Genomic DNA, 13761 nt, shown 5'->3' on the forward strand with positions numbered 1-13761 from the left:
CCGATCATGACGGTGTGTTGCTGCATCAGGGGATCGGACTGGAGGCGTTCAACGCGCTGCCGATGCGCCGCGCCGTGCACGCCGTCTACGAATGTTGCTTCAGCGTGCCGCTGGCCGCCGACCTGGCCCGGCAACGCCCCTTCACCTCCCACGACCAGCTGTTCCGCTGCGCCGACGGGCTGCTGTTCGCGCTCGGTGAGGACTCGATCGACTCGATCCTGCAGGCCTACCCGGACGTGGGTCGGCGGCCCGGCAGCGAGAAGTCGGCAGCCGAACAGTGCGCCGTCAAAGACGCACGCCCCGAGATGATGGCGCGACTGGCCGACGCCTCGAAGACCTACCTCGAGCATTTCGGTTTCGGCTTCGTGATGTACGTCAACGGCTACAGCGCCGACACCGTGCTGGCCACCATGGCCGACCGCCTGCTCAACGATCACGAGACCGAGCGCAAGATCGTGCGCAACGAACTGGCCAAGATCAACCGCACCCGGCTGGAACGCATGCTGGGCCCGGAGGGCGGTTACGACAACTGGTGACCGCGGGGTGGCTCTAGGCTCGCCTCCATGCATGGCGCGGTGCACGGTCACTGGGAACCCCGCTTCGACCGCCTCGCCGCCGCTCTGGCCGAGGAGATCTCCGCGGGTGAGGAGCTCGGCGCGTCGCTGACGGTCGACGTCGACGGCGAACTCGTCGCCGACCTGTGGGGCGGCTACGCCGATCGCGCGAAAACCGTTGCCTGGCAGCAGGATACGATCGTCAACTTCTGGTCGTGCACCAAGACGCTGACCGCGCTGGCCGCGCTGCTGCTGGTCGACGCGGGCCACCTCGACCCGTTCGCGCCGGTCGCGAGGTACTGGCCGGAATTCGGGGCCAACGGCAAGGCCGGCATCGAGGTGCGCCACCTGCTCGCCCACACCTCGGGTGTGTCGGGCTGGCAGGTGCCGTTCGAGGTCGAGCACATCTACGACTGGGAGCGCGCCACCGCCCACCTGGCGAATCAGACCCCGTGGTGGGAACCGGGCACCGCGTCGGGCTACCACGCGATGAACTACGGGCACCTGATCGGTGAGCTGGTCCGTCGCGTCACCGGCAGCACGCTCAAAGACTTCGTCCGAGAGCACGTTTCCGTCCGTCTGGACGCTGACGTCCAGATCGGCGCGCAGGCCGGCGACGAGCCGCGCATCGCCGAACTGGTCGCTCCCCCGCCGCGCGACCGCGCCCTGGACCGGCTCGCCCCCGACCACCCGGCGGTCAAGACGTTCGCGGCGTTCCCGCCCGGCGCCTACGGTGTCGCGGTCGCCGAGACCACACCGTGGCGGCGGGCCGACATCGGCGGCGCCAACGGCCACGGCAACGCCCGCGGGTTGGTCCGCGCGCTGCGCGCGATATCGCTGGGCGGCACCGTCGACGGCACGAAGGTGCTGTCCCCCGCCACCATCGACACGATCTTCATCGAGCAGTCGCACGGCACCGACCTGGTGCTCGGCATTCCCCTCCGCTTCGGGATCGGTTTCGGCCTGCCGTCGCCTGAGAGCGTGCCCGCCGTCCGCGCCGGCCGGGTCTGCTGGTGGGGCGGCTGGGGTGGGTCGCTGGTCGTGATGGACCTCGACCGGCGGGCCACCTTCGCCTACGTGATGAACAAGATGGGCGCGGGGACGACGGGCTCAGCCCGCGCGTTGCGCTATTCCCGGCTGATCGACGAAGCGCTTCAGGACGCCCGAGGCTGATTGCGCGCGGCCAACTCGGCCAGTGCGTCCCGACCGATGCGTTCGAGATCCTGGCCGCCCGACGCGCCGATCAGCGTGACCCCGTCGGCGACCCCGGCCGATGAGATGTCGGCGAGCAGACCTGCCAACCCGGCGACGGTGCCCGCGTAGCGGATCGTGTCGGCCGACTGGTCGCCGAAGGCCGCACGGGCGGCCCGGAAGTCACGCGCGACCGCGACCGTGACGTCCAGAATCACCGCCGCGTTCCCCGGACCAGACCGGATCCGTGAGCGCACCTGACGGGCGCGCTGCAGGTCAGGAGCCGACACCCGGATGACGGGTTGCTCGCTGTCGGTCAGTTCCCGCACCCCGGCGTCGTCGCTGACAAAAATCCGCACACCCGGCACGGTAACCGCACTCGCACACTCGCGCCCCCGTTGAGATCAGCGCGAGCGCAACCGCCTAGCGGGTGGTGTCCCTCGCGGGGTCGGTGCTCTCCTCTGCGGTCTCGGAGGCCGCCTCGCCGTTCTTCCGGACGTCGTGCACTCGCGTCTTGTACAGGCTCGCCGCGGTCGTGATCAGCAGCGTGACGACGATGACGCCCAGGCTGGCCAACGTCGGGATCTCCGGCACCTTCACGGGCTCGCCACCGTTGATGAACGGCACCTCGTTCTCGTGCAGCGCATGCAGCAGCAGCTTCACCCCGATGAAGCCCAGGATGAACGCCAACCCCTGCGACAGGTAGACCAGCCGCTTGAGCAGATCGCCGAGCAGGAAGTACAGCTGCCGCAAGCCCATCAGCGCGAACACGTTGGCGGCGAACACCAGGTACGGCTCGCGGGTCAGGCCGTAGATCGCGGGAATCGAGTCCAGCGCGAACAACAGGTCGGTGGTACCGAGCGCGATGATCACCAGGAACATCGGCGTCATCAACCGTCCGGAGCCGTTCTCCTTCACCCACAGCTTCAGGCCGTCCCAGGTGTCGGTGAACTTCAAGCGCTTCTGCGCGAAGCGCACCACACCGTTCTCACCGTCGTCGTCGTGGTCGGTGTCACGCACCAGCTTGATCGCGGTGTACACCAGGAAGGCGCCGAACAGGTAGAAGACCCAGGAGAACTGCTCGATCGCGACGGCGCCGAGGGCAATGAAGATGCCGCGGAAGATCAGCGCCAGGATGATGCCCACGAGCAGGGCCTGCTGCTGATAGATCCGCGGCACCTTGAAGCTGGCCATGATGATCAAGAAGATGAACAGGTTGTCCACCGACAGGCTGTACTCGGTGAGCCAGCCGGCGAAGAACTCGACACCGTACTGGCTGCCGTGGAAGAACCAGATCCACACGCCGAACGCGATCGCGAGTCCGACATAGATACCCAGCGCGGTGCCGGTTTCCCGCTTGGACGGCTCGTGCGGACGGCGCCCGATCACAACCACATCGAAGAGCAGGATCGCGATGGTCACGCTGAGCGTGATCCCCCACTCGAGAGCACTGACGTTCATCTAACCTCCGGTCGTCGTTCCAACGCCGGAGGTCTCTTCCACCGCCACCGCTTCCGGCATCCGGCCCGCAGCACCGGTCCCCCGGATGCGGGCGACGTGATGACGACACTGTGGCGAAGGAATACTCCCCTCCAAGCGGGCGATTCTGCCAGGCGCGCCGTCGACACGCGAATCAGCGGCCGCCCGACGGCGAGAAGCGGCCATCCGCAGTGAGTACTTTGTACCCGTGACAGCACCGGATCCAACCTCGGCGATCCCGCCGCAGTACCTGCTGTCGGCGCAGGCACCGGCGGCGCGCACGCTGATCGACATCCTCTACGACACCGCGCGTCGCCACCCGGACGCGACCGCCCTGGACGACGGCACCGTGCAGCTCACCTACTCCGAACTGATCGCCGACGTCGAGGACAGCGTGGCGTGGCTGGCGGCGCGCGGCATCGGCCGCGGCGACCGGATCGGCATCCGGATGCCGTCGGGCAGCTATGCGCTCTACGTCGCGATCCTGGCCACCCTCGCCGCGGGTGCGGCGTATGTGCCCGTCGACGCCGACGATCCGCCGGAGCGGGCCGAACTGGTGTTCACCGAGGCCGACGTCGTGGGAGTGATCACCGAGCGCGGCCTGATCCGGGGCCCCGGCGCATCCCGCGGCTGGCGCGCGACGGCACCACTGAGCCGCGACGACGCGTGGATCATCTTCACCTCGGGTTCCACCGGCACGCCCAAGGGCGTCGCGGTCACCCACCGCAACGCCGCGGCGTTCGTCGACGCCGAAGCGCAGATGTTCCTGCAGGACAACCCGCTGGGCCCGGGTGACCGGGTGCTGGCCGGACTGTCGGTGGCGTTCGACGCGTCGTGCGAGGAGATGTGGCTGGCCTGGCGGCACGGCGCGTGCCTGGTGCCCGCGCCGCGCTCGCTGGTGCGCAGCGGCATGGACCTGGGTCCGTGGCTGGTGTCGCGTGACATCACCGTGGTGTCCACGGTCCCGACGCTGGCCTCGCTGTGGCCGGCCGAGGCGCTCGAGGCGGTGCGGCTGCTGATCTTCGGCGGCGAGGCGTGTCCGCCGGAGCTGGCCGCGCGCCTGGCGGTCGAGGGCCGGGAGGTGTGGAACACCTACGGTCCCACCGAAGCGACGGTGGTGGCGTGTGCCGCTCAGTTGACCGGGACCGGGCCTGTCAGCATCGGGTTGCCGCTGCCGGGCTGGGACCTGGCCGTCGTCGACGCCGCAGGCAATCCGGTCGGCATCGGGGAGGTCGGCGAGCTGGTGATCGGCGGCGTCGGGCTGGCGCGCTACCTCGACCCCGACAAGGACGCCGAGAAGTACGCCGCGGCCCCGACGCTGGCGTGGAGCCGCGCCTACCGCAGCGGCGACCTGGTGCGGCTCGAAGCCGACGGGCTCTACTTCATGGGCCGGGCCGACGACCAGGTCAAGGTCGGCGGCCGCCGCATCGAGCTCGGCGAGGTCGACACCGCGCTGGTGCACCTGCCCGGCGTCAGCGGTGGCGCGGCGGCCGTGCGCCGCACCGCGAGCGGCACCCCGCTGCTGGTCGGCTACGTGGTCGCCGCCCCCGGCGGCGCGTTCGACCTGGCGTCCGCCCGCGCGCGGCTGGCCGAGTCGCTGCCCGCGGCGTTGGTGCCGCGACTGGTGGTCGTCGACGAACTCCCCACCCGCACGTCGGGCAAGGTGGATCGCGCCGCGTTGCCCTGGCCGGTGACCGGGGGCGGCAACGATCCCGACGAAACCGCGGCAGATCTCGGCGGCACGCTCGGCTGGCTGGCCGGACTGTGGCGCGACGTGCTCGCCGCCCCGATCGACGGTCCGAGCGCCGACTTCTTCGCCCTCGGCGGCGGCTCGCTGTCGGCCGCCCAGTTGATCGCGGTGCTGCGGCAGCGTTACCCGCAGGTGACCGTCGCCGACCTCTACGACCATCCCCGGCTGGGCTCGCTCGCCGGGTATCTCGACGAGCTGGAGCCGCCGCCGGCTGTCGAGACCCGGACCGTGCGTCCCGTGTCGCGGCTGACCCAGGCTGTCCAGGTGGCGCTGACGGTGCCGTTGGCCACGCTCACCGGTATGCAGTGGGTGGTGTGGCTGGCCGTCGCCAACAACCTCGCCGCCGCGATCGACCTGGTGCCGTGGGCGCGGCCCGTCAGCTGGTGGTGGATTCTCGCCGGCTTACTGCTGTTCGTCTCACCGCCCGGGCGGATGGGCATCGCGGTGCTCGGCGCACGCATCCTCGTCGGCACGCTGCAACCGGGCACCTACCGGCGCGGCGGATCGGTGCACCTGCGGATCTGGCTGGCCGAGCGGCTCGCCGACGCCAGCGGCGCGGAGAACATGGCCGGCGCACCTTGGCTGGTGTATTACGCACGCGCGCTGGGCAACTCGGTGGGCAGCGGGGTCGACCTGCATTCCGCGCCGCCGGTCACCGGAATGCTGCGGATCGGGCACCGCTGCTCGATCGAGCCGGAGGTGGACCTGACCGGGCACTGGATCGACGGCGATCTGTTCCACGTCGGGCCCATCACCATCGGCAACGACTCCACCATCGGCGCGCGCACCGCACTGCTGCCCGGCGCGGTCGTCGGCAAGAACGCCGATGTGGCACCGGGATCCGGTGTCGTAGGCAAGGTCAAGAACGGGCAGTACTGGAAGGGCTCGCCGGCGGTGAAGTCCGGCAAGGCCAAGCATCCGTGGCCCGATCACCGGCCGCCACGCGCTCCGGTGTGGGTGGCGGTGTACGGCGTGACCTCGATGCTGCTCGGCGCGCTGCCACTCGCGGCGCTGGCCGCCGGGCTCGCCGTGATCGGCTGGGCCGTCCGCGGCACCGCGACCCTGCGCGATGCGCTGCTGCCCGTGCTGGCGTGGACGGTGCCGGCCACCGCAGCGGCGATGCTCGTCTACGCCGCGCTGACAGTGATAGGGGTGCGCCTGCTCGCCGTCGGCCTGCACGAGGGCTACCACCCGGTGCGCAGCCGGTCGGGGTGGCAGCTGTGGGCGACCGAACGGCTGATGGACGGCGCGCGCACCTACCTGTTCCCGATCTACGCCGGGCTGGCGACACCGTGGTGGCTGCGCCTGCTCGGCGCGAAGATCGGCAGGGGCACCGAGATCTCGACCGCGCTGCTGATCCCGAAGTTCACCGTCGTCGAGGACGGCGCGTTCCTCGCCGACGACACGATGGTCGCCTCCTACGAGTTGGGGGGCGGCTGGATCCACGTGGCCCGCGCCACCGTCGGCAAGCGCGCGTTCCTGGGCAACTCCGGCATCACCCAGCCCGGCCGGCGCGTGCCCGACGACGGTCTGGTCGCGGTGCTGTCGGCGACTCCGCACAAGGCGAAGGCCGGTTCGTCGTGGCTGGGCAGTCCGCCGATGCGGCTGCGCCGCAAGCCGACCGCGGCGGACGCGCTGCGCACCTTCCATCCGTCGCCGCGGTTGCGCGTGCTGCGCGCGGTGGTCGAGATGTTCCGGTTCGTGCCCGTCGTCGTCACGTTCGCGATCGGCCTCGGGGTGCTGCTGGCCGGGCAATCGCTGGTGCTGGCAGTCGGGTGGCTGGGTGCCGCGCTGCTGACCGGCCTGGTGCTGCTGGTCGCCGGCGCAGCGGCCGGTGGGATCGCCGTCGCGGCGAAATGGCTTCTGGTGGGCCGCATCACCGCGATCGAACATCCACTGTGGTCGTCGTTCGTCTGGCGCAACGAGGTCTCGGACACCTTCGTCGAGACCGTCGCGGCGCCGTGGTTCGCCCGGGCCGCCTCGGGTACACCGGTGATGAACGTATGGCTGCGCGCACTGGGCGCGACGATCGGACGCGGAGTGTGGTGTGAGACGTACTGGCTGCCCGAGGCCGATCTGGTGACCCTCGGCGACGGCGCGACGGTGAACCGCGGCTGCGTGGTGCAGACGCACCTGTTCCACGACCGCATCATGCGGATGGACACCGTGGTGCTGGACGCCGGTGCGACGCTCGGCCCGCACTGCGTGGCGTTGCCCGCCGCGCGGCTGGGCGCCGGTGCCACCGTCGGTCCGGCGTCGCTGGTCGTGCGCGGTGACGAGGTCCCGCCGTCGACCCGCTGGCAGGGCAACCCGATCGCGCCGTGGCTGCCGCCGCGCAAGAAACGCGCGGACGACGGCGGCAAGGCGAAGAAGTCGGCGGCCGCGTGAGGGCACGCAAACAGGTCGCCAAAAAGGGAACGCCGCCGGTCATCGACCCCTACCTGCCCGGCACCGGCAACTTCGGCTACCGGGTGTCGCGCTACGAGCTCGACCTCGAGTACAAGGTCGCGATCAACCGGCTCGCCGGGACCGCCACGATCACCGCGGTCACGCTCGCCGAACTGCAGACCTTCACGCTGGATCTGTCCGCGGCGCTGTCGGTGTCGAAGGTGACGGTGAACGGCAAGCGGCCGAACAACTTCCGCACCTCGAACAGCAAGCTGCACATCAGCCTGACCGACCGGCTGCCCGCCGGCGCGGCGATGACGATCGTCGTGCGCTACGGCGGCACCCCTCGCCCGGTCCGAACGCTGTGGGGCGAGGTCGGTTTCGAAGAACTCACCGAGGGCGCCCTGGTGGCGGGTCAGCCCAACGGGGCGTCGTCGTGGTTTCCGTGCGACGACCATCCCGCCGCCAAGGCCAGCTACGGCATCCAGATCAGCACGGAGAGCCCGTATTTCGCGTTGGCCAACGGGAAGCTGCTCCACAAGCGGGTGCGGGCCGCGATGACCACGTGGACCTACGAGCAGGCCGAACCCACGTCGACGTACCTGATCACCCTGCAGATCGGGGTCTACGAACGGCACCGCATCGCCAAGAACGGCACGGCGATCCACGCCGTCGCTCCCGAGCGGCTGCGCGACGAGGTGGCCCACGACTTCGGCCGGCAGGGCCAGATGATGAAGCTGTTCACCAAGCTCTTCGGCCCCTACCCGCTCGACACCGGCTACACGGTGGTGATCACCGACGACGACCTCGAGATCCCGCTGGAGGCACAAGGCATCTCGATCTTCGGCGCCAACCACTGCGACGGGCAGCGCGGTGCCGAACGGTTGATCGCCCATGAGCTCGCCCACCAGTGGTTCGGCAATTCGGTCACCGTGCAGCGGTGGCGCCACATCTGGCTGCACGAGGGCTTCGCCTGCTACGCCGAATGGTTGTGGTCCGAACATTGCGGGCAGCGCAGCGCCGACGACTGGGCCCGGCACTACCACCACCGGCTGACCCACTCTTCCCAGGATCTCGTCCTCGCCGACCCCGGACCCCGCGACATGTTCGACGACCGCGTCTACAAACGCGGCGCGCTCACCCTGCACACGCTGCGAAACAGGCTGGGCGACAAGAGTTTCTTCGCCCTCCTCAAGGACTGGACGACGCGGTACCGGCACGCCAGCGTGGTCACCGACGACTTCATCGGACTGGCCGCCCGCTACAGTGACGACTCCTTGCGCCCCCTGTGGGAGGCGTGGCTATACGCGACCGACGTTCCGCCCCTGGACCAGTGACCGACGCGACCGTCGGCCCGGGCGCCGTCACGCGCGGCAGCATGGTGCGTGTCGGGGCCGCGACCGCGGTGTCCGCGCTGTGCGGATACGCCGTCCTCTATCTGGCCGCCCGAGATCTCGAGCCCGCCGGATTCTCGGTCTTCGGGGTGTTCTGGGGCGCGTTCGGCCTCGCCAGCGGCGCCGCGTTCGGGCTGCTGCAGGAAACCACCCGGGAGGTCAGGCAGGCAACCGCGGTCGCCCCTGGCGGGGAGCGCACCCGTCCGGTGCGGATCGGCATCGGGGTGGGACTGGGCTCCGCGGCCGCGATCGCGATCACCGCACCGCTGTGGGCCGGACACGTGTTCGCCGACGCGACACTGCTCAGCGTCGCGCTGCTGGCCGCGGGGCTGGCCGGGTTCTGCATCCACACCACGCTGCTGGGCCTGTTGGCCGGGCTCGACCACTGGTCCGAGTACGGCGCGCTGATGGTCGCCGACGCCCTGCTGCGCGTCGCGGTCGCCGCGGGCAGCTTCGTCCTCGGCTGGGGGCTGGGCGGCTACCTGTGGGCGACGGTGGCGGGCGCGGTGGGCTGGCTGCTGATGCTGCTCACCTCCCCGGTGACCCGCGCCGCGGCACGGCTCTACACCCCGGGCACCACAGCGACGTTCCTGCGGGGGGCCGGCCACTCGATCGCCGCGGCAGGGGCCAGTGCGGTGCTCGTGATGGGCTTTCCGGTGCTGCTGAAGGCCACCTCCGGCGATCTCGGTGCCGCCGGCGGCGTGGTCATCCTCGCCGTCACCTTGACGCGCGCGCCGCTGCTGGTGCCGTTGACCGCAATGCAGGGCAATCTGATCGCCCACTTCGTGGATCAGCGCGCACATCGCCTGCGGGCGTTGATCATTCCGGCCGTCGTCGTGCTGGTGCTGGGCGCCGTCGGGGTGACCGCTGCGGCCGTTTTCGGGCCGTGGCTGCTGCGCGAGGCGTTCGGCCCCGAGTACGTGGCCGACGGAGTGCTGCTGGGCTGGCTCACCGCGGCGGCGGTGATGATCGCGTTGCTGACGCTGACCGGCGCCGCCGCCGTCGCCGCCGCGCTGCACCGCGCCTACGCCGTCGGCTGGATGTCGGCGACCGTCGCCGCCGCGACGCTGCTGGCGCTGCCGCTGGAACTCGAGGTACGGACCGTGGTGGCGCTGCTGTGCGGCCCGCTGCTGGGCATCGCCGTGCACCTGGTCGCACTTGCCAAGGTTCCGCCACGGTAGGCGGTGTACTTTGTTGCCCATCGTCACCTCGGACCCCTCTTCGAACGGCACGGACCAGCGCTCCCGCGACGTGTGGATCGTGATCCCCGCCTACCGTGAAGCGACCGTGATCGAGCAGGTCATCGGTGACGTGCTCGCGGTGTTCGCCAACGTGGTCTGCGTCGACGACGGCAGTACCGACGGCACCGGGGACCTCGCGTTGCGCGCCGGCGCCCACGTCGTCACCCACCCGGTCAATCTCGGTCAGGGCGCGGCCATCCAGACCGGCGTCGAATACGCCCGCGCCCGGCCCGGAGCCGCGCTGTTCGCGACGTTCGACGCGGACGGGCAGCACCGGGTCGACGACGTCGTCGCGATGATCGACCACCTGCGCGCCGGTGACGCCGACCTGGTCCTGGGCAGCCGCTTCACCGGCGGCCCGACGCAGACCCCGCTGCTCAAGCGCATGATCCTGAAGGCGGTGGCCACCCTGAGCCGCCGCAACCGCAGGCTGGGGCTGACCGACGCCCACAACGGGCTGCGGGTGTTCAACCGGCGCGTCGCCGACGATCTCGACCTGACGATCAGCGGCATGGGGCACGCCGGCGAATTCATCGCGCTGGCCGACGAAAAAGGATGGCGGGTGGCCGAGGTCCCCGTCGACATCCGCTACACGGACTACTCGAAGGCCAAGGGCCAACCGTTGCTCAACGGGGTCAACATCGTGTTCGACGGCCTGCTGCGCAGGAGGACGACCCGGTGAACTGGATTCAGGTTCTGCTGATCGCGTCGGTGCTCGCGCTGCTGGTCTACCTGTTGCGCTCGCGCTCCAGCGCCCGCTCGAAGGCGTGGGTGAAGGTCGGCTACGTGCTGTTCGTGATCGCCGGCATCTACGCGATCCTGCGCCCCGACGACACCACCGTCGTCGCCAACTGGCTCGGCGTGGACCGCGGCACCGATCTGCTGGAGTACGTGCTGATCATCGCGTTCGCCTTCACGACGCTGTCGACCTACATGCGCTTCAAGGACATCGAGGCCAAGTACACCCGGCTCGCCCGCGCGGTCGCGCTGCAGAACGCACGCGAACCCCGGTGAGGGTCAGATCTCCTCACGGAAGTAGTCCACGGTACGGGCGACCCCGTCGCGCAGCCGAACCTGCGGCTGCCAGCCGAGCACCGCGCCCGCGCGGCCGTTGTCCAGGCAGGACCGGCGCACGTCGCCCAGCCGCGGCGGGAGGAACTCGGGCTCGTCGGATGCTCCCGCGGCGCGCGCGATCTCGGTGTGCAGCTGCCGCGTGGAGGTCTCCACACCGGTGCCGATGTTGAACCGCTGCCCGCTGCCGGCCTCCCCCGAGGCGCGCACGAACGCGTCGACGACGTCGTCGACGAACACGTAGTCGCGCGTGTCGGTGCCGTCCCCGAAGATCTTGGTCGGCCGCCCGGCGAGCAACGCTCGGGAGAAGATCGCGACGACGCCGGCCTCGCCGTGCGGATCCTGGCGCGGCCCGTACACGTTGGCGGGCGCGATGTGGCTGCAGTCCAGGCCGTAGAGGTTGCGGAACATGCCGAAGTACACCTCACCGCAGACCTTGCTGGCCGCATAGGGCGATGCGGGGTCGAGAGGGTTGTTCTCGTCGGTGGGATAGCGGGGCGTGGCGCCGTAGACCGACCCACCCGATGAGGTGTGCACGATCTTGCGGACGCCGGCCAGCCGGGCCGCCTCGGCGAGGCGCACCGTCCCGACGACGTTGACACTGGAATCGAACACCGGCTCGGTGACCGAGCGGCTCACCGAGATCTGGGCGGCCAGGTGGAAGACGACCTCCGGCTTGACGTCGGCCAGCAGTGCCACCAGGTCGGCGTCGACGATGTCGGCCTTGACGAAGTCGAAGGTGTCGTGCCGCTCGGCCGGGCCAAGGTTCTCACTGCGGCCCGAGCTCAGATCGTCGAGTCCGACCACCGAGTGCCCTTCGGCCAACAACCTGTCGACCAGTGTCGATCCGATGAAACCCGCCGCCCCGGTGACCAGTGTGCGCATCGGGTCACCATACCGGCGGCGTCCGCGGTTTCCGCGCATCCGTACAGTCGCAGGCGACATGAGATGGGTCGCGCGCGCCGCCGTCGCCGTCATCGCGCTGCACCTGGCCGTGCGGGCGGTGCTCGCGTTCGGCGGCTACTTCTACTGGGACGATCTGATCCTCGTGGGCCGCGCCGGCACCCAGCCGCTGCTGTCGCCGGGCTACCTGTTCGACGACCACGACGGGCACGTCATGCCGGGTGCGTTCCTGGTGGCCGGTCTGATCACCCGGGTCGCGCCGCTGAACTGGATCGGCCCGGCCATCAGCCTGCTGGTGCTGGCGCTGGTGGCGTCGGTGGCGCTGCTGCGCGCACTGCACGTGATCCTCGGATGGCGGCCGGCGCTGCTGGTTCCGTTGACGTTCGCGCTGTTCACCCCGTTGGCGGTGCCCAGTTTCGCGTGGTGGGCGGCCGGGCTGAATTCGCTGCCGATGGTCGCGGCGCTGGCGTGGGTGTGCGCCGATGCGATCCAGCTGGTGCGGACGGGCGCCGTCCGCTACGCGGTCACCGGGACAGCGGTGTTCTTCGGCGGGCTGCTGTTCTTCGAGAAGGCGGCGATCATCCCGTTCGCGGCGTTCGCGATCACCGCGGTGTACGGACACGTGACCGCCGAAGCGACTGTCCCGCAGGTGTGGCGCCGCGGCCGACACCTGTGGCTGGCCTGCCTGGCGCTGACCGTGGCGTGGGTCGGGGTGTACATCGCGGTGGTCGACCAGCAGCGGTGGAGCTTCGACCTGGCGATGACCTGGGATCTGCTGTGGCGGTCGGTGACCCACGGCATCGTGCCGGGACTGGTCGGCGGGCCGTGGGAATGGCAACGCTGGGCGCCGGCCTCGCCGTGGGCCACCCCGCCGGTGGCCGTCATGGTGCTCGGGTGGGTGGCGCTCGCGACGGTGGCGGTGCTGACCGTGCGCCGTCGCCGCAGGCTGGGCCCGGTGTGGGCGGTTGCCCTGGGTTACGCGGTGGCCTGCCAGGTTCCCATCTATCTGATGCGATCGTCTCGGTTCACCGCGCTCGAACTCGCGCAGACGCTGCGCTATCTGCCCGACCTGGTGGTGGTGCTGACGCTGCTCGCCGCGATCGGGGTCCTGGCACCGGCGCGGCATGACTCCCCCCGGTGGTCGCGTCCTCTCGTCGCCTGCGGCGCACTGCTTTTCATGGCCGGCAGCCTGTACTCGACGTCGACGTTCCTGACCAGCTGGCGCGACAATCCGACCCGCGGGTATCTGGTCAATGCCCGTGCCGGACTGGCGGCGGCCCGGGCCGCCTCGAGCGCACCGATGTTGGACCAGGAGGTCGATCCGCTGGTGCTGCAGCGGGTGGCGTGGCCGGAGAACCTGGCCTCGCACATGTTCGCACTGCTGCCGGACCGTCCCGAATTCAGCTCGGCGACAACAGATCCGAGAATGCTCGATTCGTCGGGACGGATCGTCGACGCGCTCGTCACCTGGGTGCGCAGCATCCGGCCCGGCCCCGACCCCCGCTGCGGCTACCTGGTGCAGCCCGACTTCCCCGCCCGCATGCCGCTCGACGGACCGCTGCTACCCGCGGACTGGACGGTGGAGCTCAATTACCTTGCCAATTCCGATGGTTCGATCCTGGTGCGGCTCAGCGAGGGAGACGAGGTCAAGGTGCCGGTGCGGCCCGGGCTGAACCGGGTGTTCGTCCGGCTGCCCGGTGCCGGCGACGCGATCACCGTGCGCGCCAACACCGCCGCCTTGTCGGTGTGCGTGGCCTCCGGCCCCGTCGGCTTCCTCGCCCCGCGCTGAC

At 70.4% G+C, this 13761-nt stretch carries 11 protein-coding genes; 8 read left to right on the top strand and 3 right to left on the bottom strand.

Annotated features, from left to right (window positions below; genetic code table 11):
• Window positions 1-14 precede the first annotated feature (14 nt).
• Together MHN84_RS10485 and MHN84_RS10490 are read left to right on the top strand one after the other, a co-directional pair.
• Window positions 15-536, top strand: coding sequence for a 2-oxo-4-hydroxy-4-carboxy-5-ureidoimidazoline decarboxylase (locus MHN84_RS10485; RefSeq protein WP_241204588.1), 522 nt, complete (start codon window positions 15-17; stop codon window positions 534-536).
• Window positions 537-563: 27 nt separating this feature from the next.
• Window positions 564-1727 carry a beta-lactamase family protein gene (locus MHN84_RS10490; protein ID WP_241204589.1) on the top strand — a complete coding sequence of 388 codons (1164 nt, stop codon included), beginning with the start codon at window positions 564-566 and terminating at the stop codon, window positions 1725-1727.
• Here MHN84_RS10490 and MHN84_RS10495 read toward each other — a convergent pair.
• A complete protein-coding gene (locus tag MHN84_RS10495) occupies window positions 1709-2104 on the bottom strand; it encodes a hypothetical protein (protein ID WP_241204590.1) in 396 nt (131 codons plus the stop codon). The two genes, MHN84_RS10490 and MHN84_RS10495, sit on opposite strands and share 19 nt — an antisense overlap.
• Before the next feature lie 64 nt (window positions 2105-2168).
• Window positions 2169-3206 carry a TerC family protein gene (locus MHN84_RS10500; RefSeq protein WP_241204591.1) on the bottom strand — a complete coding sequence of 346 codons (1038 nt, stop codon included), beginning with the start codon at window positions 3204-3206 and terminating at the stop codon, window positions 2169-2171.
• A 226-nt stretch (window positions 3207-3432) separates the two neighbouring features.
• Between MHN84_RS10500 and MHN84_RS10505 the strand changes: the two genes are divergently transcribed.
• From MHN84_RS10505 to MHN84_RS10525, 5 genes are read left to right on the top strand one after another with little or no spacing between them, the layout of a single operon-like run.
• Entirely contained in the window at window positions 3433-7362 is a 3930-nt protein-coding gene (locus tag MHN84_RS10505) for a Pls/PosA family non-ribosomal peptide synthetase (RefSeq protein WP_241204592.1), read from the top strand.
• Window positions 7359-8699 carry a M1 family metallopeptidase gene (locus MHN84_RS10510; protein ID WP_241204593.1) on the top strand — a complete coding sequence of 447 codons (1341 nt, stop codon included), beginning with the start codon at window positions 7359-7361 and terminating at the stop codon, window positions 8697-8699. Before MHN84_RS10505 ends, MHN84_RS10510 begins: the two co-directional genes overlap by 4 nt.
• Window positions 8696-9937 carry a hypothetical protein gene (locus tag MHN84_RS10515; RefSeq protein ID WP_241204594.1) on the top strand — a complete coding sequence of 414 codons (1242 nt, stop codon included), beginning with the start codon at window positions 8696-8698 and terminating at the stop codon, window positions 9935-9937. Before MHN84_RS10510 ends, MHN84_RS10515 begins: the two co-directional genes overlap by 4 nt.
• Window positions 9938-9956: 19 nt before the next feature.
• On the top strand, window positions 9957-10679 hold the full coding sequence (locus tag MHN84_RS10520) for a glycosyltransferase family 2 protein (protein ID WP_241204844.1): 723 nt from the start codon (window positions 9957-9959) through the stop codon (window positions 10677-10679).
• Window positions 10676-11011 carry a DUF2304 domain-containing protein gene (locus MHN84_RS10525; RefSeq protein WP_241204595.1) on the top strand — a complete coding sequence of 112 codons (336 nt, stop codon included), beginning with the start codon at window positions 10676-10678 and terminating at the stop codon, window positions 11009-11011. The genes MHN84_RS10520 and MHN84_RS10525 overlap by 4 nt, the downstream gene beginning before the upstream one ends.
• 3 nt (window positions 11012-11014) lie before the next feature.
• Here MHN84_RS10525 and MHN84_RS10530 read toward each other — a convergent pair whose 3' ends face one another.
• Complete coding sequence (locus tag MHN84_RS10530) at window positions 11015-11953, bottom strand: NAD-dependent epimerase/dehydratase family protein (protein WP_241204596.1); 939 nt, start codon at window positions 11951-11953, stop codon at window positions 11015-11017.
• Between MHN84_RS10530 and MHN84_RS10535 the strand changes: the two genes are divergently transcribed.
• Entirely contained in the window at window positions 11919-13760 is a 1842-nt protein-coding gene (locus tag MHN84_RS10535; RefSeq protein WP_241204597.1) for a hypothetical protein, read from the top strand. The two genes, MHN84_RS10530 and MHN84_RS10535, sit on opposite strands and share 35 nt — an antisense overlap.
• Window position 13761 lies beyond the last annotated feature (1 nt).

It is taken from the genome of Mycobacterium sp. PSTR-4-N (assembly GCF_022348085.1).
Taxonomy (GTDB): domain Bacteria; phylum Actinomycetota; class Actinomycetes; order Mycobacteriales; family Mycobacteriaceae; genus Mycobacterium.

Coding starts and splice junctions, on each gene's coding strand:
- MHN84_RS10490 (WP_241204589.1), top strand. CDS start 564: ATGCATGGCGCGGTGCACGGTCACTGGGAACCCCGCTTCGACCGCCTC.
- MHN84_RS10500 (WP_241204591.1), bottom strand. CDS start 3,206: ATGAACGTCAGTGCTCTCGAGTGGGGGATCACGCTCAGCGTGACCATC.
- MHN84_RS10535 (WP_241204597.1), top strand. CDS start 11,919: ATGAAACCCGCCGCCCCGGTGACCAGTGTGCGCATCGGGTCACCATAC.
- MHN84_RS10530 (WP_241204596.1), bottom strand. CDS start 11,953: ATGCGCACACTGGTCACCGGGGCGGCGGGTTTCATCGGATCGACACTG.